Here is a 17978-nt window from a genome sequence, read left to right on the forward strand (position 1 = left end):
TCGGGCGAATCCCGGCCACCTCCGCTGACTCCACGCCCCGCCGGTGACCTGCGTCTCCGGCGGGGCGTCAATATTCCCGCGCGGTGCGGTCTTTGAACCCGGGGTGAGCGCGCCGCTACTGTCTGCCGCGCGGCGCCCGGCATGTCGTCCGCCCTCCCCGGGGCGGCAAGGGGGCCGCACCCCTCCATGGAAGCACCGTGGAAGCAGAGGAAGGGAGTGCGGCAGCCCGTGGCGTTCCATCGCCGTCCCACGCAGTCCGGTCTCACCCAGACCGTCCGGGTCACCGTCCTGTCCGCCGCCGTCGCCACCGCGGCGGCCGGCCTCACGACACCCGCGGGCGCCCGGCCCGGCGGCCCCTCCGGCGCCGACGGGTCCACCGGCACGGTGAAGGCAAGGGTGGACAAGCTCTACGAAGAGGCGGAGCGGGCCACCGAGAAGTACAACGCGGCCGACGAGCGCGCCGACGACCTGCGGGAGAAGGTGGACCAGGCCACCGACCGCGTCGCGCGCGGCCAGGAGCGGGTCAACCGCCTGCGCCGCTCCCTGGGCATGATCGCCACCGCGCAGTACCGCAACGGCGCCGTGGACCCGGTCATCCAGCTGCTGCTCTCCTCCGACCCCGAGGGCTACCTCGACCGGGCCGCCACCCTCGACCGCGTCACCGGCCGCCAGGCCGAGGAGCTGCGGACGCTCATGGACGCCCAGCGCGTCCTGCGCCAGGAGCGGGCGGAGGCGGTGCGGATCCTGGCGCAGCTGGAGAGCAGCCGCCGGGCCGTCGAGGAGCACAAGCGCGAGGTCGAGAAGAAGCTCGCCACCGCCCGCCGGCTGCTGAACTCACTGCCCCAGCACGACCGGGAGGCGTACGGGCGGGCCTCGCGCTCCGAGGCGGACCGCTCCGACGGCGCCCTCGCCGGCCTGTCCGAACTCACCGGCGCCGTCTCCTCGCGCGGTGCCGCCGCGGCCATGGCGGCCCGCTCGGCCGTCGGCTCGCCCTATGCCTGGGGGGCGACGGGCCCGAGCGCCTTCGACTGCTCCGGGCTGACGCAGTGGGCCTACGGGCGGGCCGGGGTGGGCCTGCCGCGCACCTCGCAGGCGCAGCGCAACGCCGGCCGCCATGTGTCGCTGTCCGAGGCCCGCCCCGGGGACCTGGTCATCTATCGCAACGACGCCAGCCACGTGGCCATGTACGTGGGCAACGGCCAGGTCGTCCACGCCCCCTATCCCGGGGCGCGGGTGCGCTACGACCCGGCCAACATGATGCCGATTTCCTCGGTGACCCGGCCATGAGCGCGCCCTGAGCGCACGCGCCGGGGCGCGCGGCTCGTACGATGCGGGACGTGACGGGCCGGTGGTGGTGGAGCGGACGCGAGGACACGTCCGGGGGCGACCCCGGCGGACGGCGCGCGCGGGCGCGCCGGGCGGCGTGCGCCCTCGCGGCCGGACTCCTCACCCTCCAGGCGCTGTGCGGCTGCGGGGCGCTCGGCCTCTCCGGCGGACCCGAGGACCGGGACCGGGCCGTACGCGCCCTGCTGGACCGGTGGGCGACCGCCCTGCGCGACCGTGACGAGCGGGGCTTCCTGGCCGCCGTGGACCCGGCCGCCGACGGCTACCGCGCCGAACAGCGGCGCGTCTTCGCCAACCTCGCGGCCGTGCCCCTGGCCTCCTGGGACTACCGCCTGGTGCGGACCGGCGGCTTCACGCCCGCCCAGGGCGACGGCCGCCGACTCGCCGCCGAGGCGGAACTGCGCTATCGGCTGGCCGGCTACGACGCCGCTCCCGTCACCACCACCGCCCGCCTGACGCTCGTCGAGCGCGACGAGCGGTGGTACGTCGCCGCCGAGGACACCCGCAGCGGCCACCGGCACCTGTGGGAGCAGGGCCCCGTCACCGCCGTGCGGGGCGAGCGCAGCCTTGTCCTCGGCGTCGGGCAGGACCGGCAGCGGCTCACCGCCCTCGCGCGGACGGCCGACCGGGCGGTGCCCGCCGTGACGGCCGCCTGGCGGCGCGGCAAGGCCGGCGGCGGCGCGGGCAAGGGCGCGAGCGCCTGGCCCGGCCGGGTCGTCGTCGAGATGCCCGCCTCCGTGGAGCAGATGGCCGCCCTCCTGGACTCACCCGTCTCCAACTACCGGGGCATCGCCGCCGTGACCACCGGCGAGGTCGGCGGCTCCGGCAAGGCCCCCGCCGACCGCATCATCGTCAACCCCCAGGCGTACGGGGCGCTCGGCACGTTCGGCCGTCAGGTCGTCCTCACCCATGAGACCGCCCACGTCGCCACCCGCGCGCTGACCTCGGAGGCCACCCCGCTGTGGCTCTCCGAGGGCTTCGCCGACTGGGCCGCCTACCGCTCCACCGGCCGCACCGCCCGCCAGGCCGCCCCCGAACTCGCCCGCGCCGTCGCCGGCGGCGCGAGCCCGCGTGAATTGCCCACGGACGCCGACTTCGGCTTCGCGGGCGAGTCCGGGCGGCTGGCCCGCGCGTACGAGGAGGGCTGGCTCGCCTGCCGGATGATCGCCGACCGCTGGGGCGAGGAGAAGCTCGTCGCCTTCTACGGCGCGGTCGGCGGCCACGACCGGCGGCAGGGGGCGGTGGCCTCGGCGCTGCGGTCGGTCCTGGGCGTCTCCCAGGCCGACTTCACCGCACAGTGGCGCGCCTACACGACGAGCGAACTGGGCTGAGGGCCCCGGGCCCCGAGCGCTTCGTCCCGGTCTGTCACATCGTCAGCGGGCCGTCAGAGCGGGCTCCTTCTCCGTGGGCGGATCCGTCGCCCCGGCCGGTCCCGCCTCGGTGACCGTCTCCCGCCACAGCCGGGCACAGGAGATCAGCGTCGCCACCACCAGCAGGGCGTTGCGCAGCGTCAGCGTCGCCACGCCCAGCTTGTCGCTCGCCACCACATGCGAGAACCAGAGGGGGAACTCCAGCTGGGTCAGCGGCGCCGCCAGCAGCACCAGCGCGATCGGCAGCCCCTGACGGGTCGCCCGCATCGTCATGCACACCGCCGCCAGACCGATCAGCCACACCAGATACTGCGGGCTGATCACCCGGCTGGTCGTCGTGAACAGCAGCACGGCCGCGAAGGCGGCGTCCGAGGGCGTGCACGCAGTGAACCTCCGCGCCCGCAGCCGCCACAGCAGCAGCCACGCGAACGCCAGCACGCTCAGCACCAGCGCCAGCCGGCTCATCGTGTGGACGTACGGGCCGAGGAACTCCACCGAGCCGTAGTGCAGCCGCGCGTGCCCGTGCCAGCCGAAGTGCCGCCCGAGGTGGAAGACCAGCGACCCCAGCGACTCCACCTCCGTGCCCCGGTCCCGCTGGAACGTCAGGAACGCCAGCGCCCCCGGCATCGTCACCGCGAACAGCAGCCCCAGCGCCGCCGCCGAGGCCAGCGCCGCGCTCCACACCGCACGGGTGCGGCGGCCGCGCGGCGTACCGATCAGCAGCAGCACCGGCCAGACCTTCAGCAGCGCGCCGAACCCCATGAGCGCTCCCGCCAGCCGGCCCCGGCGCCCGGCCGCGAGCAGCGCCGCGACGGCGACGGCCGTCACCATCACGTCATAGCGGGCATAGACGATCGGCCCCAGCAGCGGCACCCCCACCACCCACACCCACACCCCCTTGGCGCTGCGCCTGCCGCCCCGCACCACGTACAGCAGCAGCGCGAGGACCACCGCGTCCGCCAGGAAGCACACCAGGAAGAACGCCGGCGCGTAGTCCAGGAACGGCAGCAGCCCGGGCGCGAGCACGGCGAGCGCGGCGGCCGGCGGGTACTGCCAGGTCACGTCGTCGTACGGGAAGGTGCCGGTGCGCAGCACGCCGTACCAGCCCTGGTAGATCACCTCGATGTCGACGGAGACGTCCGACCCCGGAAGCACCCACACCCGGAACACGCACATCAGCAGCACGACCCGGGTGACGGCCCACACCGCGACCGAGAGCCGCAATCCAGCGCCCGCCATCATTCACCTCGTCCTTCACGGTCCCTACACGCCGTCCACGCGCCGCTACTGCAAGGCATGATGCCCGCCCGGGCCGCCCGCGCGCGGTGACGTGGCGGTACGCGGCGCCGTTGCCGCCCGATCGCCCGCCTGGAAGAGGTGGGCGGAAGGGCAACCGGTACTGTCGGGCCCGATGGACAAGACCCTCATCGTCACCAATGACTTCCCGCCCCGGCCCGGCGGCATCCAGGCGTTCCTGCACAACATGGCGCTGCGCCTGGACCCCGCCGACCTCGTGGTCTACGCCTCCACCTGGAAGCGCGGCCAGGAGGGCGCCGAGGCCACCGCCCGCTTCGACGCCGAGCAGCCGTTCACGGTGGTGCGCGACCGGACGACCATGCTGCTGCCCACGCCCCGGGTGACCCGGCGCGCGGCCGGGCTGCTGCGCGAACACGGCTGCACCTCGGTGTGGTTCGGGGCCGCCGCGCCGCTGGGGCTGATGGCCCCCGCGCTGCGCCGGGCCGGTGCCCGCAGGCTGGTCGCCACCTCGCACGGCCACGAGGCGGGCTGGGCCCAGCTGCCCGCCTCCCGGCAGCTGCTGCGGCGGATCGGCGAGGGCACGGACACGATCACCTACCTGGGCGAGTACACCCGGTCGCGGATCGCCGCCGCGCTGACCGGCGAGGCCGCCGCGCGGATGGTCCAACTGCCGCCCGGCGTGGACGAGAAGACCTTCCACCCCGGCTCCGGCGGGGACGAGGTCCGCGCCCGCCTGGGCCTCGCCGGCCGGCCGGTCGTCGTCTGCGTCTCCCGGCTCGTACCGCGCAAGGGCCAGGACACCCTGATCCGGGCCATGCCGCGCGTCCTGGCCGCCGTGCCGGACGCCGTGCTGCTCATCGTCGGCGGCGGCCCGTACGGCGCGGACCTGCGGAAGCTGGCGGAGGAGACGGGCGTCGCCGACGCCGTCCGCTTCACCGGGCCGGTCCCGTGGGGGGAGCTCCCCGCGCACTACGGCGCGGGCGACGTCTTCGCGATGCCGTGCCGCACGCGGCGGGGCGGGCTGGACGTCGAAGGGCTCGGCATCGTCTACCTGGAGGCGTCGGCGACGGGGCTGCCCGTCGTCGCGGGCGACTCCGGCGGGGCGCCGGACGCGGTCCTGGACGGCGAGACGGGATACGTCGTACGGGGTGGCTCCGCGGAGGAGTCGGCGGACCGGATCGTGACGCTGCTCCTCGATCCGGAGCTGAGGCTTCGCATGGGGGAGCGGGGGCGTGCGTGGGTGGAGGAGAAGTGGCGCTGGGATCTTTTGGCCGACCGCTTGCGGGAGTTGCTGTAAAAGATTTGCCCTCAAGCGCCGGGCAAGCTTGATTCATCAAGCTTGCCCGGCGCTTGAGGGCAATCGGTGACCGGCCACCGCTACGCGCGGTAAATGGCCTCGATCTCGTCCGCGAAGTCCTTCGCCACCACATTCCGCTTCAGCTTCAGCGACGGCGTCACATGCCCGGACTCCTCCGTGAACTGCGCCGGCAGGATGCGGAACTTCCGTACCGACTCCGCCTTGGAGACCGCGGCGTTGCCGTCGTCGACGGCCTTCTGCACGGCCGCCAGCAGCTCCGGGTCGTTCGCCAGCTGGGCCGGCGTCGTACCGGCCGGCTTGCCGTGGTCGGCGAGCCAGCGGGGCAGGAAGTCCTCGTCCAGCGTGATCAGCGCGCCGACGAAGGGGCGGGCGTCACCGACCACCATGCACTCGGCGATCAGGGCGTGGGCGCGGATGCGGTCCTCGATGACGGCCGGGGCGACGTTCTTGCCGCCCGCCGTCACGATGATCTCCTTCTTCCGGCCGGTGATCGTGAGGTAGCCGTCCTCGTCGAGCGTGCCCAGGTCGCCGGTGTGGAACCAGCCGTCGGAGAGCGCGTCCCGCGTCGCCTGCTCGTTGTTCCAGTAGCCCTGGAAGAGGTGCTCGCCGTGCAGCAGCACCTCGCCGTCGTCCGCGATCCGCACGACCGAGCCGGGCAGCGGCTGCCCGACCGTACCGATCTTCTGCCGGTCCCAGGGGTTGAAGGCGGTCGCCGCACAGGACTCGGTGAGGCCGTAGCCCTCCAGGACGGTGAAGCCGATGCCCCGGTAGAAGTGGCCCAGGCGCTCGCCCAGCGGCGCGCCCCCGGAGATGGCGTGCGTCGCCCGGCCGCCGAGGACGGCGCGCAGCTTGCCGTAGACCAGCTTGTCGAAGATCGCGCGCTTGATCCGCAGGCCCAGCGACGGGCCGGCGGGGTCGTCCATCGCCCGGCTGTAGGCGATCGCGGTGTCGGCGGCCCGGTCGAAGATCTTGCCCTTGCCGTCGGCCTGGGCCTTGGCGCGCGCGGAGTTGTAGACCTTCTCGAAGACGCGCGGGACGCCCAGGATCAGCGTCGGCCGGAAGGCGGCGAGCTCCTCGGTCAGGTTCCGGATGTCGGGGACGCAGCCCAGCTTGATCGGCGCCAGCACCGCCGAGATCTCGACCAGCCGGCCGAAGACGTGGGCGGTGGGAAGGAAGAGCAGCACGGACGAGTCGCCCGTGTTGAACAGCGGCTTCAGCCGCTCCACGGCGTTTCCGCACTCCACGAAGAACGCGCGGTGCGAGAGCACACAGCCCTTGGGGCGCCCGGTGGTGCCGGAGGTGTAGACGATGGTGGCGGGCGAGTCGGCGTTGGCGAGCGCGCTGCGCTCGTCGACCTCGTCGTCGCTCAGGCCGGCACCGGCCTCCCGCAGCCGCTCGACCGCGTCGCCCTCGATCCGCCAGACGTTCACGAGCTCCGGCAGCCGGTCGCGTACGGACTCCACGGCCGACTCGTGCGCCTCGCTCTCGACGACGCAGGCCACGGCCCCGGAGTCGCCGAGGATCCACTGGATCTGCTCGGGCGAGCTCGTCTCGTACACCGGCACGGTCACACCGCCGGCGCTCCAGATCGCGAAGTCCAGCAGCGTCCACTCGTAACGGGTGCGCGACATCAGGCCGACCCGGTCGCCCGGCCGCACACCGGAAGCGATCAGACCCTTGGCCGCGGCGCGGACCTCGGCGAGGAAGGCGACGGCGGTGACGTCCTCCCAGCGGCCGTCGACCTTGCGCCCTATGACGGCGACGTCGGGGCGCTGCGCGGCGTTGCGGCGGATGAGATCCGTCAGGTTTCCGTCCGCAGGGACCTCATAGAGGGCCGGAAGGCTGAACTCGCGCAAGACTGCTGCTCCTCGTCGGGCGCCGGCGCCGCCGCGTCGTTGAGGGGCGCTGCGTCGGCTGCGGTCCATGATCAGGCAAGGGGGGTAGTGGACTGCCCGGACGTTACCCACCGGTATCGCTTTCGAATAGGGGGTCACGGCCAGATGTTCCATGCGTCACATGCCACGGGACTGCTCTGCGAACCCTAGCCCCTTCGCTCGGTGACCCGGAAGTAACCGCAGGTGGGGGACCTACCGGGAGACATGCCCCAGACCCTAGGGTGATCGGCATGCGAGGCGGCTTCAGAGTTCACGTGGTCAGTGATGTGCACGGCAACAGCGAGGCGCTCGCCCGGGCGGGCGACGGCGCCGACGCCCTGGTCTGCCTGGGCGACCTCGTGCTGTTCCTCGACTACGCCGACCACTCGCGCGGCATCTTCCCCGAGCTGTTCGGCGTCGCGAACGCCGACCGGATCGTCGAGCTGCGCACCGCCCGCCGCTTCGAGGAGGCCCGGGAGCTGGGCCGGCGCCTGTGGCAGGGCGTCGACCGGGACGCGGCCATCGAGGCGGCGGTCCGCAAGCAGTACGCCGAGCTCTTCGCCGCCTTCCCCACCCCCACCTACGCCACCTACGGCAATGTCGACATCCCCCGGCTGTGGTCCGAGTACGCCGGCGCCGGCACCACCGTCCTCGACGGCGAGCGGATCGAGATCGGCGGTCGCGTCTTCGGCTTCGTCGGCGGTGGCCTGCGCTCGCCCATGCGCACGCCCTACGAGATCGACGACGAGACGTACGCCGCGAAGATCGCCGCCCTCGGCGAGGTCGACGTCCTCTGCTCGCACATCCCGCCCGACGTGCCCGAACTCTGCTACGACACCGTCGCCCGCCGCTTCGAACGGGGCAGCTCCGCCCTGCTGGAGGCGATCCGCGCGACCCGCCCCCGATACGCCCTCTTCGGCCACGTCCACCAGCCGCTCGCCCGGCGGATGCGGATCGGCGGGACCGAGTGCGTCAATGTCGGCCACTTCGCCTCCAGCGGTACACCCTGGGTGCTGGAGTGGTGACCGGCGGCGCGAGGTAGCCTGCACCGGCAGGTTATTCGAGGCGGCGGACCGGTACGGAGGAGCCACACAGATGGCGGAACACACCAGCTCGAGCATCACGATCGAGGCGACACCCGCCGAGGTCATGGCGGTGATCGCGGACTTCGACCGCTATGCGGAATGGACCGGCGAGGTCAAGCAGGCAGAGGTGCTGGAGCGGGACGAGCGGGGCCGGGCCGCGCAGGTGCGCCTCGTCCTCGACGCCGGCGCGATCAAGGACGACCACACACTGGCCTACAGCTGGCCCGCGGAGAACGTCGTCAGCTGGTCCCTGGTCAAGTCCCAGATGCTGCGGCAGCTCGACGGCTCGTACAGCCTGGAGCCGGCGGCGGGCGGCGCGCACACCAAGGTGACCTACCAGCTCACCGTCGACGTCAAGATCCCGATGCTCGGCATGATCAAGCGCAAGGCGGAGAAGGTCATCATCGACCGCGCCCTGGACGGCCTCAAGCAGCGCGTCGAGAGCGGCACGGCGTCCTGACCGCACAGCCGGCAGTACCTCCCCCACCGGCCGCCGGCTGACGGCTCGCGTTCCCGAAGCCCCCCCGAAGAACCATGCACCTCACTGCCGGAGGCTCCACCTTGCGTACGGTCCTCGTCACCGGTCCCGGCGGCGCGGGCCGCACCACCACCGCGGCGGCCACGGCGCTCGCCGCGGCCCGCAAGGGACGCCGCGTGCTGCTGCTCACCCGCGACCGGGGCCCCGCTCCGGAAGCGGTGCTCGGTACCGCGCTGCCCCGGCCGGCGGCCGCGGGTGCCGACGGCACCCCCTGGGCCCCGCCCGTCGAGACGGCCCCCGGCCTGTGGGCCGCCCGCATCGCCACCGGCGAACACTTCGAGGCCCGCGCCCGCGACCTCCAGGAGCGCGGCGCCTCCCTCTTCGACCTCCTCGGCGCCACCCCGCTCGACCCCGAGGAGCTCACCGAACTCCCCGGCGCCGAACCCCTCGCCGTCCTTGCCGCCCTGCGCGCCGCCCACACCGACCGCGCCACCTGGGACCTGCTCGTCGTCGACATGCCACCCGTGCACGAGACGGTGCGGCTGCTCGCCCTGCCCGAACAGCTCCGGCGCTACCTGCGGCGGCTGCTGCCCGCCGAACGGCAGGCGGCCCGCGCCCTGCGCCCGATGCTCGCCCAGCTCGCCGGGGTGCCGATGCCGGCCCAGCGGCTGTACGAGACCGCCGAGCGCTGGGAGACCGAGCTCGCCGCCGTCCAGGACGTCATCGAGGCGGCCGGCACGACCGTACGCCTGGTCGCCGAGCCCGGACCGCTCGCCGTCGAGCAGCTGCGCCTCGCCCGCGCCGGCCTGGCCCTCCAGGGCTGCCGCGTCGACGCCCTCGTCGCCAACCGGATGCTCCCCCACGGCGCCGACGGCTCCCCCGACGCCTGGCTGGCCCAGCTCGCCACCGAGCAGGGCATGGCCCACAAGGCGCTCTTGGAGGAGTTCCTCGTCGACGGCGTCACCGTCTGCGAACTGCCCCACCTGGGCCGCGGCCCGCGCGGCACCGCCGACCTCGCCGAGCTGACCGGCCGCGCGACCTCGACGACCATCGGGGGCGAGGGCGGCGGCATGGGCGTCATCGAGGGCGAGGGCCTGGCCGACGAGCTCGACGGCTGGGACACGGACACCCAGCCCGAGCCGGACGCCTGGACCGTCGAGGACCGCCTCGCCGCCGACGGCGTGCTGGTGTGGCGACTGCCGCTGCCCGGCGCCGACCGCGACGCCCTCGACCTCATACGCCGCGGCGACGAACTGATCGTCGGCGTCGGCCCGTTCCGCCGCGTCCTGCCCCTGCCGTCCGCGCTGCGCCGCTGCATCGTCTCCGGGGCGGGCCTGCGCGACGGGGCGCTGTGCGTGCGCTTCACCCCCGACCCCGCCCTCTGGCCGAGGACCTCCTGACCCACTGCCTCGGGGGGCACCTCCCGGCGCGGGCCTCGGGAGGGTAACGTCGAAGGAAATTCCCGTCGCAGGAGTCCGCCATGAGCGATGCCACCGAGCGCCCCGCACCCCACGCGGAGCCCGATCCCGATGCCTGGGAGCAGGCGTGCGCCGAAGACCTCGCCGCCGAGCAGGCCCGCCGCCGCGCGCAGTACGGGCAGCAGCCCGGCAGCGCCGCCGAGGAGCTGCGCAAGCTCGTCGACGCCGTGACCGAGAAGGTCTCCTCCTTCCAGCTGCCGCTGGCGGGCGCGGCCGCGCAGGGCGTCGTCCAGCAGGTCATCGCGCAGGCGAAGGCCGCCGTCGAGCCGGTCATCGAGCGCAACCCCGACGTCTTCGACCACCTGGCCTCCGCGGGCTCCGAACTGCTGGCCGCCTACCGCGCCGCCGTCCAGGGCCAGGAGAGCCGCTGGACCAGAAACGAGCCCGCGGGCGACCCGTCCGGGCCCGGTGAACCCCGCAAGGGCGATGGAGCCGCCGGTGGGACCGAGCGCATCGACCTCGACTGACCTGGCCCTCCGGTACGGTGGTCGGCGGCGGGGTTAGAGCGAAAAGCTGAGGGATACATGGGACTCACCATCGGCGTCGACATCGGCGGCACGAAGATCGCGGCCGGAGTGGTCGACGAGGACGGCAACATCCTCGCGACGTGCAAGGTGCCGACCCCGCCCACTCCTGAGGGGGTCATCGACGCCATCGCGGACGCGGTGCGCACGGTCAGCGCGGACCACGCGGTCGAGGCGGTCGGCATCGGTGCCGCGGGCTATGTGGACGACAAGCGCGCCACGGTCCTCTTCGCCCCGAACATCAACTGGCGCCACGAGGCGCTGAAGGACAAGGTCGAGCAGCGCGTCGGCCTGCCGGTCGTCGTCGAGAACGACGCCAACGCCGCGGCCTGGGGCGAGTACCGCTTCGGCGCCGGCCAGGGCCACGACGACGTCATCTGCATCACCCTCGGCACCGGCCTCGGCGGCGGCATCATCATCGGCAACAAGCTGCGCCGCGGCCGCTTCGGCGTGGCCGCCGAGTTCGGCCACATCCGGGTCGTCCCCGACGGCCTGCTGTGCGGCTGCGGCAGCCAGGGCTGCTGGGAGCAGTACGCCTCCGGGCGCGCCCTCGTCCGCTACGCCAAGCAGCGCGCCAACGCCACCCCGGAGAACGCCGAGATCCTGCTGGGTCTCGGCGACGGCACGGTCGAGGGCATCGAGGGCAAGCACATCAGCGCCGCCGCCCGGCAGGGCGACCCGGTCGCCATCGACTCCTTCCGCGAGCTCGCCCGCTGGGCGGGCGCGGGCCTGGCCGACCTGGCCTCGCTCTTCGACCCCTCCGCGTTCATCGTCGGCGGCGGCGTCTCGGACGAGGGCGACCTCGTGCTCGACCCCATCCGCAAGTCCTTCAAGCGCTGGCTGATCGGCGGCCAGTGGCGCCCGCACGCGCAGGTGCTCGCCGCGCAGCTGGGCGGCAAGGCAGGGCTGGTCGGCGCGGCCGACCTGGCACGCCAGGGCTGACCGCCCCGGGCGGACAGCAACGACGACGGCACGTCCGGCGGTGCCGGGCCGACCGAGGCCGGTCGCCCACCGCCGGACACCGCCGTCCCGCATCCCGCCGGCACGGCGGAAAGGGGCAGTACGGTGCCGCACGACCTCCCCGCGTCCCGGACGGAGTCCGACGGCTCGGCCGTCGTCCGCGTCCTGAGCTACAACATCCGCTCCATGCGGGACGACGTGCCCGCCCTGGCCCGGGTCATCCGGGCCTGTGCCCCCGACGTCGTCTGTATCCAGGAAGCCCCGCGCTTCTTCCGCTGGCGCAAGCACGCGGCCCGTCTCGCCCGCACCTCCGGGCTGGTGTACGTCACCGGCGGCGCCACCGCCTCGGGGCCGATGATCCTCGCCTCGCTGCGCGCCCACGTCGAGCGCACCGACGACGTCCTGCTGCCCCGCACGCCCGGCCTGCACCAGCGCGGCTTCGCCACGGCCGTGCTCCGCTTCGGCCCGGCCCGGCTCGGTGTCCTCAGCTGCCACCTGAGCATCAAGGAGTGGGAGCGCCACGAACAGGGGCGGCTGCTCCTGGAGAAGCTGGCCTCGCTGGACGTGCCGTACGCCGTCGCGGCGGGCGATCTCAACGACCGGCCTGACGGCCGCACGTTCGGCCTCCTGGCGGGGGAGCTCCAGGACGGCTGGGCCACGAAGCCGTGGGGGCGGGAGCATACGACTCGGCTGGGGGACCCGCTTCAGCGGATCGACGCGGTGTTCGCTACCGCGGGGGTTGAGGTCTTGGGGTGCGGGGTCCCTATGGGATTGGCGGGGGTTGCCGAGGCCGACTTGCGGGCGGCGACGGATCACTTGCCGGTGCTGGCCGCCGTGCGGGTGCCGGCCTCGTAGCTCCCCCAGCTATCGCTGGGAGGTGCCCCCAGGCTCCGCCCCGGACCCGGTCCTCAAGCTCCCCCAGCTACCGCTGGGAGGTGCCCCCAGACAGGCTTGATGTGCCGCGGGGTCCGCGAGCACGTGCGGGACATCAAGCCTGCCCGAAGGGGGCTAGACCACCGCTCCCCGCCCCGGATCGTCGTCCTCCTCGTCGTTGTCCTTCATGCGAAGGACGAGCGTCGCGAAGCCGCCCAGGAAGCCTCCGACGCCCAGAGTCGTGATCCACCACGTCAGCTCCTGGCGCAGCAGCACCATGAGGAGCAGCAGGAACGGGCCGCCCAGGACCGCTATCCAGGCGAAGCGGGCCGTGACGTCGCCCTTGGGCAGCGGTGGCGGCTCCGGGGGGACGAAGTGGCCCTCGTCCGGCTCGTCGAGGTCCTCCTCGGTGCCGGTGGGGGTGTCCCAGTCGCGCGGGCCGACCCCGGGCGCGTACACGATGAAGCCGCCCACGGGCTGGTCCGGACGCTCCGGGGCGCCGGGCTCGGCGGCGGGCTTCTCGGCGGCCGGCGGCGGCGCGTCCTCCGGCTCCGGGGCGTCGCCGGTGGCGGGCCAGCGGCCGGCCTCCGGGTCGGGCTGCTCGCCGTACGCGGCGACGAGCTCGGCCCACGCCGCGTCCTCGTCCAGCGGGTCGCGACTGTCGTCGCGGTCGCGGTCCGCGTCGTGCTCAGCCACGGGGTGCCGTCCCGACGTCCGCCGTGAGGCGGGTGATGAACGCGTACGTCTCCTCGAAGATCAGCTCCGCGTCGTGGTCCAGGGTCGCCACGTGATAGCTGCGCTCCAGCAGCCGCTCGGTGATGTCCCGGGAGGAGACCCGGGCCAGGATCCGCGCCGAGTCGACGGGCGGCACGACATGGTCGTCGGGGCTGTGCAGCAGCAGCAACGGCTGCGTCACCTGGGGCAGTTCGCCGTCGAGCATCCGCAGGAACCGGCGGAAGGAGTGCGCCGCGTGCAGCGGCACCCGGTCGTAGCCGACCTCCTCGCTGCCCGGCTTGGCGATGTCGCTGGCGATGCCGGGCCGCGAGGGCACCAGGTGGCGTACCACCGGCAGGGACCTCGCGCCGAGGCCGTGCACCTTGTTGGCGGGGTTGACCAGCACGATGCCGGAGACGTCCGCGCCGTGCTTCGCCGCCAGGCGCAGGGTCAGCGCCCCACCCATGGACAGGCCGCAGACGAACACCCGGGAGCAGTGCTCGCGCAGCTCGGCCAGCGCCCGGTCGACCTCGGCGTACCAGTCCTGCCAGCCGGTGAGCTGCATGTCCTGCCAGCGCGTGCCGTGCCCCGGCAGCAGAGGCAGCGAGACGGTGAGGCCGCGCTCCGCGAGATACTCGGCCCAGGGCCGTACGGACTGCGGGGAACCGGTGAAGCCGTGACACACGAGGACGCCGACCTCTCCGCCGACGTGGCGGAACGGCTCGGCGCCGGGGAGGAGCGGCACCGGGATCTCCGATCGGTGGAACGGGAAAAGGGGTCTGGCCCTCAGCGTACGCGGAGCGCCGCCGGGCGGGTAGGCAGGTTAAGGTCTCCTCGTCACTACAGGAGGTTCTCGGTTGTTCTACGGCGCTATGAAGCTGTCCATCGGCGGGTCGCTGAAGCTTGCCTTCCGGCCGTGGGTGGAGGGGCTGGAGAGCATCCCGGCCGAAGGGCCCGCGATCCTGGCGAGCAACCACCTGTCGTTCTCGGACTCCTTCTTCCTCCCCGCGGTACTGGATCGCAAGATCACCTTTATCGCGAAGCAGGAATACTTCACCTCTCCCGGAGTCAAGGGAAAGCTGACGGCCGCGTTCTTCAAGGGCGTGGGTCAGCTGCCCGTCGACCGTTCGGGCGGCCGCGGGGCCGGTGAGGCGGCGATCAAGAGCGGCCTGGAGGTCCTGGAGCGCGGCGAGCTGTTCGGCATCTACCCCGAGGGCACCCGTTCCCCCGACGGCCGCCTCTACCGCGGCAAGCCGGGCGGCCTCGCCCGGGTGGCGCTGCTGTCCGGCGCCCCCGTCATCCCGGTCGCGATGATCGACACCGAGAAGGTGCAGCCGCCCGGGAAGGTCCTGCCGAAGATGATCCGGCCGGGCATCCGGATCGGTGAGCCGCTGGACTTCAGCCGCTACCACGGCATGGACGGCGACCGCTTCATCCTGCGCTCGGTGACCGACGAGGTCATGTACAAGATCATGGAGCTGTCCGGCCAGGAGTACGTCGATATCTACGCGACCGCCGCCAAGCGGGCGATCGCGGACGAGGCGAAGCGGAAGGCCGAGGAGGAGAAGGCGGCGAAGGCCGCCGGACTCGACAAGGCGGACAAGCGGCCCGAGGCGTAATCGCGCCCGGACCGGGGGGTTGGACGATGGCACCGCGCAGCAAGAGGCCGCGCGTCATACGGATGTCGGTGGAGCTGCCGCTGTGGCGGGCGCTCACCGGCTACCGGATCCTGACGCTCGGGTACGCCCTCGCGCTCTTCCTCTTCAACTACCACGACTACGCCCACCCGCTCGGCGGCACGCTCTACATGGGCGTACTGACCCTGTGGATGGCGCTGACCTGGAACCGCGTCGCCTCGCCCGAGCGCTGCACCAAGCGGTTCCTGGCCGCCGACCTCTCCATCGCGCTGGCGGGCATCCTGCTCACCTCGTTCGTCGACTCCGCCGCACGCATCGACAGCGGCGCGGCCACCCTCCCGTCCATCTGGGCGGGCGGCGCCGTGCTGGGCTGCGCCATCAAGGGCGGCTGGCGCTGGGCGGCCGTCGGCTCCACGCTGGTGGCGCTCGCCAACCTCGCCGAGCGCGGCAGCCCGGCCCGCGACACCGTCCACAACGTGCTCCTGGTGTGGGTGTCCTCCATCGCCATCGGCTACATCGTGGAGGTCGCCCGAGCCAGTGAGCGCACGCTCGCCCGCGCCCTCCAGATCGAGGCCGCGACCCGCGAGCGGGAGCGGCTGGCCCGTGACATCCACGACAGCGTCCTCCAGGTCCTGGCCATGGTGCAGCGCCGGGGCGCGGCCCTGGGCGGCGAGGCGGCCGAGCTCGGCCGGATGGCCGGTGAGCAGGAGATCGCGTTGCGCACGCTGGTCGCGGGCGGGCTGCTGCCGCCGCAGGGCTCGCCCGCCCAGGCCGCCGAGGACGCCGAGCTGGCCGGGCTCGTACCGCCCCTGCCCGCCGCCCGGGCCCCGGAGGGCCCCTGCGACGTGGGGGCGCTGCTCGCCCCGCACGCCGGGGCCGACGTCTCCTTCGCCGGGCCGGGCACGCCGGTCCTGCTGGAGGCGGCCGCGGCGGCGGAGCTGGCGGCCGCTGTCGGTGCCGCGCTGGACAATGTCCACCAGCACGCCGGCGACGGCGCGCGGGCCTGGATCCTGCTGGAGGACGAACCGGACGAGGTGATCGTCACCGTGCGGGACGACGGCCCGGGCATCCCGGACGGGCGGCTGGCCGACGCGGAGCGGGAGGGGCGCATGGGCGTCGCCCTGTCGATCCGCGGCCGGCTGCGGGACCTGGGCGGCAGCGCGGAGCTGCTGTCCGTCCCGGGGCAGGGCACAGAAGTCGAATTGAGGGTTCCGAAGGTTTGCCGGGGGAGTGGGGTCGAGCGATGAGTGACGAGCGGACCGTGAAGGTCATGGTGGTCGACGACCACCCCATGTGGCGCGACGCCGTCGCCCGCGACCTGGCGGCGGCCGGGTTCGACGTGGTGGCGACCGCCGGCGACGGCCCCCAGGCGGTGCGCCGCGCCCGGGCCGCCGGGCCCGACGTGCTGGTCCTCGACCTCAACCTGCCGGGCCTGCCCGGCGTCGCCGTCTGCAAGGAGCTGGTGGGCGAGAACCCCGCCCTGCGCGTCCTGGTGCTCTCCGCCAGCGGTGAGCACGCCGACGTCCTGGAGGCGGTGAAGTCCGGCGCGACCGGCTATCTGCTGAAGTCGGCCAGTACGGACGAGCTCGTCGACGCCGTGCGCCGGACCGCCGCCGGCGACCCGGTCTTCACCCCCGGCCTCGCCGGGCTCGTCCTCGGTGAGTACCGCCGACTGGCCGCCGACCCCGCCCCGGCCGCCCCCGACGAGCCGAAGGCGCCGCAGCTGACCGACCGCGAGACGGAGGTCCTGCGGCTCGTCGCCAAGGGTTTGTCGTACAAGCAGATCGCCGAACGGCTGGTTATTTCCCACCGCACGGTGCAGAACCATGTTCAGAACACCTTGGGCAAGCTCCAGTTGCACAACCGCGTGGAGCTCGTGCGCTACGCGATAGAGCGAGGTCTCGACGACGCCTGACCCTTCGCCGGCCGGGCGCCGTTCCCGGCTGTTTCCCGGCTGAAGGGAGAAGGTCATGCGGGTCGGAGTACTGACCGGCGGTGGTGACTGCCCCGGGCTCAACGCGGTCATCCGCGCCGTCGTCCGCAAGGGCGTCCAGGACTACCGCTACGAATTCGTCGGCTACCGCGACGGCTGGCGCGGACTGCTCGACGGCACGACCGTACGGCTCGGCATTCCCGCCGTACGGGGCATCCTGCCGCGCGGCGGCACGGTGCTCGGCTCCTCGCGCACCAACCCGTTCAAGGAGCGCGACGGCGTCCACCGGATCAGGGAACACCTCGCCAAGGACGAGGTCGACGCCCTGATCGCCATCGGCGGCGAGGACACGCTCGGCGTCGCCGCCCGGCTCCACGCCGAGTACGGCATCCGCTGCGTCGGCGTCCCCAAGACCATCGACAACGACCTGTCCGCCACGGACTACACCTTCGGCTTCGACACCGCGGTCAACATCGCCACCGAGGCCATCGACCGCCTGCACACCACGGCCGAGTCCCACATGCGGGTCCTCGTCGTGGAGGTCATGGGCCGCCACGCGGGCTGGATCGCCCTGCACTCGGGCCTCGCCGGCGGCGCCAACGTCATCCTCATCCCCGAGCAGCGCTTCGACCTCGACGAGGTCTGCGGCTGGGTCACGTCCCGCTTCCGCGCCAGCTACGCGCCGATCGTGGTGGTCGCCGAGGGCGCCATGCCGAAGGACGGCGACCTCGTGCTCAAGGACGCCTCCGCGCAGGACTCCTTCGGACACGTACGGCTGTCCGGGGTGGGGGAGTGGCTGGCGAACGAGATCGAACGCCGTACGGGCGAGGAGGCGCGCACGACGGTGCTGGGGCATGTGCAGCGGGGCGGGACGCCGAGCGCGTTCGACCGGTGGCTGGCCACGCGATTCGGGTTGCACGCGATTTCCGCTGTGCGGGACGGGGATTTCGGGCGGATGGTGGCGTTGCGGGGGACGGAGATCGTGCGGGTGCCTCTGGCAGATGCGACGGCTCGTTTGAAGACGGTGCCGGCTGAGCGGTATGAGGAGGTCAAGGTCTTCTTCGGCTGACGGTCGTTCCGGCTGCGGGCCGGCGAGCCCCGGCTACCGCCGGGGTGTCCTCAATCGCCGGACG

Annotated in this window: 17 protein-coding genes; 13 read left to right on the forward strand and 4 right to left on the reverse strand. The window is 73.4% G+C overall.

The window, feature by feature from the left end:
- Positions 1-228 precede the first annotated feature (228 nt).
- Together ACZ303_RS00445 and ACZ303_RS00450 are read left to right on the forward strand one after the other, a co-directional pair.
- Entirely contained in the window at positions 229-1287 is a 1059-nt protein-coding gene (locus ACZ303_RS00445; protein WP_467333498.1) for a C40 family peptidase, read from the forward strand.
- 50 nt (positions 1288-1337) lie between these two features.
- Positions 1338-2675, forward strand: a complete 1338-nt coding sequence (locus ACZ303_RS00450; protein ID WP_467333500.1) for a hypothetical protein — start codon at positions 1338-1340, stop codon at positions 2673-2675.
- Positions 2676-2717: 42 nt separating this feature from the next.
- Here ACZ303_RS00450 and ACZ303_RS00455 read toward each other — a convergent pair whose 3' ends face one another.
- Complete coding sequence (locus ACZ303_RS00455; protein WP_467334577.1) at positions 2718-3953, reverse strand: glycosyltransferase 87 family protein; 1236 nt, start codon at positions 3951-3953, stop codon at positions 2718-2720.
- 172 nt (positions 3954-4125) lie between these two features.
- Here ACZ303_RS00455 and ACZ303_RS00460 point away from each other — a divergent pair, with 172 nt between their 5' ends.
- Positions 4126-5268 (forward strand): glycosyltransferase family 4 protein, encoded by a 1143-nt coding sequence (locus tag ACZ303_RS00460; protein ID WP_467333502.1) that lies wholly within the window; start codon positions 4126-4128, stop codon positions 5266-5268.
- Between the two features lie 80 nt (positions 5269-5348).
- Here ACZ303_RS00460 and ACZ303_RS00465 read toward each other — a convergent pair whose 3' ends face one another.
- Positions 5349-7145, reverse strand: a complete 1797-nt coding sequence (locus ACZ303_RS00465; RefSeq protein ID WP_467333505.1) for an AMP-dependent synthetase/ligase — start codon at positions 7143-7145, stop codon at positions 5349-5351.
- A gap of 269 nt (positions 7146-7414) precedes the next feature.
- Between ACZ303_RS00465 and ACZ303_RS00470 the strand changes: the two genes are divergently transcribed.
- From ACZ303_RS00470 to ACZ303_RS00495, 6 genes are all read left to right on the forward strand, one after another.
- The gene (locus ACZ303_RS00470) at positions 7415-8188 is read left to right on the forward strand and encodes a metallophosphoesterase family protein (RefSeq protein ID WP_467333507.1); all 774 of its coding nucleotides are present in this window, start codon (positions 7415-7417) and stop codon (positions 8186-8188) included.
- A 70-nt stretch (positions 8189-8258) separates the two neighbouring features.
- On the forward strand, positions 8259-8708 hold the full coding sequence (locus tag ACZ303_RS00475; RefSeq protein WP_467333509.1) for an SRPBCC family protein: 450 nt from the start codon (positions 8259-8261) through the stop codon (positions 8706-8708).
- A 101-nt stretch (positions 8709-8809) separates the two neighbouring features.
- Entirely contained in the window at positions 8810-10126 is a 1317-nt protein-coding gene (locus ACZ303_RS00480; RefSeq protein ID WP_467334578.1) for an ArsA family ATPase, read from the forward strand.
- An 80-nt stretch (positions 10127-10206) separates the two neighbouring features.
- Entirely contained in the window at positions 10207-10671 is a 465-nt protein-coding gene (locus ACZ303_RS00485) for a DUF5304 domain-containing protein (RefSeq protein ID WP_467333511.1), read from the forward strand.
- Positions 10672-10728: 57 nt separating this feature from the next.
- Complete coding sequence (locus ACZ303_RS00490; protein ID WP_467333513.1) at positions 10729-11670, forward strand: ROK family glucokinase; 942 nt, start codon at positions 10729-10731, stop codon at positions 11668-11670.
- 123 nt (positions 11671-11793) lie between these two features.
- Positions 11794-12543 (forward strand): endonuclease/exonuclease/phosphatase family protein, encoded by a 750-nt coding sequence (locus ACZ303_RS00495; RefSeq protein WP_467333515.1) that lies wholly within the window; start codon positions 11794-11796, stop codon positions 12541-12543.
- A gap of 153 nt (positions 12544-12696) precedes the next feature.
- Here the strand turns inward: ACZ303_RS00495 and ACZ303_RS00500 are convergent, their stop codons facing one another.
- Positions 12697-13257 carry a hypothetical protein gene (locus ACZ303_RS00500; protein ID WP_467333517.1) on the reverse strand — a complete coding sequence of 187 codons (561 nt, stop codon included), beginning with the start codon at positions 13255-13257 and terminating at the stop codon, positions 12697-12699.
- The gene (locus ACZ303_RS00505) at positions 13250-14020 is read right to left on the reverse strand and encodes an alpha/beta hydrolase (RefSeq protein ID WP_467333519.1); all 771 of its coding nucleotides are present in this window, start codon (positions 14018-14020) and stop codon (positions 13250-13252) included. Before ACZ303_RS00505 ends, ACZ303_RS00500 begins: the two co-directional genes overlap by 8 nt.
- 112 nt (positions 14021-14132) lie before the next feature.
- Here ACZ303_RS00505 and ACZ303_RS00510 point away from each other — a divergent pair, with 112 nt between their 5' ends.
- From ACZ303_RS00510 to ACZ303_RS00525, 4 genes are read left to right on the forward strand one after another with little or no spacing between them, the layout of a single operon-like run.
- A complete protein-coding gene (locus ACZ303_RS00510) occupies positions 14133-14894 on the forward strand; it encodes a lysophospholipid acyltransferase family protein (RefSeq protein WP_467333522.1) in 762 nt (253 codons plus the stop codon).
- Between the two features lie 26 nt (positions 14895-14920).
- Positions 14921-16159 (forward strand): MacS family sensor histidine kinase, encoded by a 1239-nt coding sequence (macS, locus tag ACZ303_RS00515; RefSeq protein ID WP_467333524.1) that lies wholly within the window; start codon positions 14921-14923, stop codon positions 16157-16159.
- Entirely contained in the window at positions 16156-16827 is a 672-nt protein-coding gene (locus tag ACZ303_RS00520) for a response regulator (protein WP_467333526.1), read from the forward strand. The genes macS and ACZ303_RS00520 overlap by 4 nt, the downstream gene beginning before the upstream one ends.
- A 55-nt stretch (positions 16828-16882) precedes the next feature.
- Positions 16883-17914: a 6-phosphofructokinase gene (locus tag ACZ303_RS00525; RefSeq protein WP_467333528.1), complete on the forward strand. Its 1032-nt coding sequence runs from the start codon at positions 16883-16885 to the stop codon at positions 17912-17914.
- The last annotated feature ends 64 nt before the right edge of the window (positions 17915-17978 follow it).

It is taken from the genome of Streptomyces sp. NPDC023527 (genome assembly GCF_055560115.1).

Coding starts and splice junctions, on each gene's coding strand:
- ACZ303_RS00455 (WP_467334577.1), bottom strand. CDS start 3,953: ATGGCGGGCGCTGGATTGCGGCTCTCGGTCGCGGTGTGGGCCGTCACC.
- ACZ303_RS00460 (WP_467333502.1), top strand. CDS start 4,126: ATGGACAAGACCCTCATCGTCACCAATGACTTCCCGCCCCGGCCCGGC.
- ACZ303_RS00470 (WP_467333507.1), top strand. CDS start 7,415: ATGCGAGGCGGCTTCAGAGTTCACGTGGTCAGTGATGTGCACGGCAAC.
- ACZ303_RS00475 (WP_467333509.1), top strand. CDS start 8,259: ATGGCGGAACACACCAGCTCGAGCATCACGATCGAGGCGACACCCGCC.
- ACZ303_RS00485 (WP_467333511.1), top strand. CDS start 10,207: ATGAGCGATGCCACCGAGCGCCCCGCACCCCACGCGGAGCCCGATCCC.
- ACZ303_RS00490 (WP_467333513.1), top strand. CDS start 10,729: ATGGGACTCACCATCGGCGTCGACATCGGCGGCACGAAGATCGCGGCC.
- macS (WP_467333524.1), top strand. CDS start 14,921: ATGGCACCGCGCAGCAAGAGGCCGCGCGTCATACGGATGTCGGTGGAG.
- ACZ303_RS00520 (WP_467333526.1), top strand. CDS start 16,156: ATGAGTGACGAGCGGACCGTGAAGGTCATGGTGGTCGACGACCACCCC.
- ACZ303_RS00525 (WP_467333528.1), top strand. CDS start 16,883: ATGCGGGTCGGAGTACTGACCGGCGGTGGTGACTGCCCCGGGCTCAAC.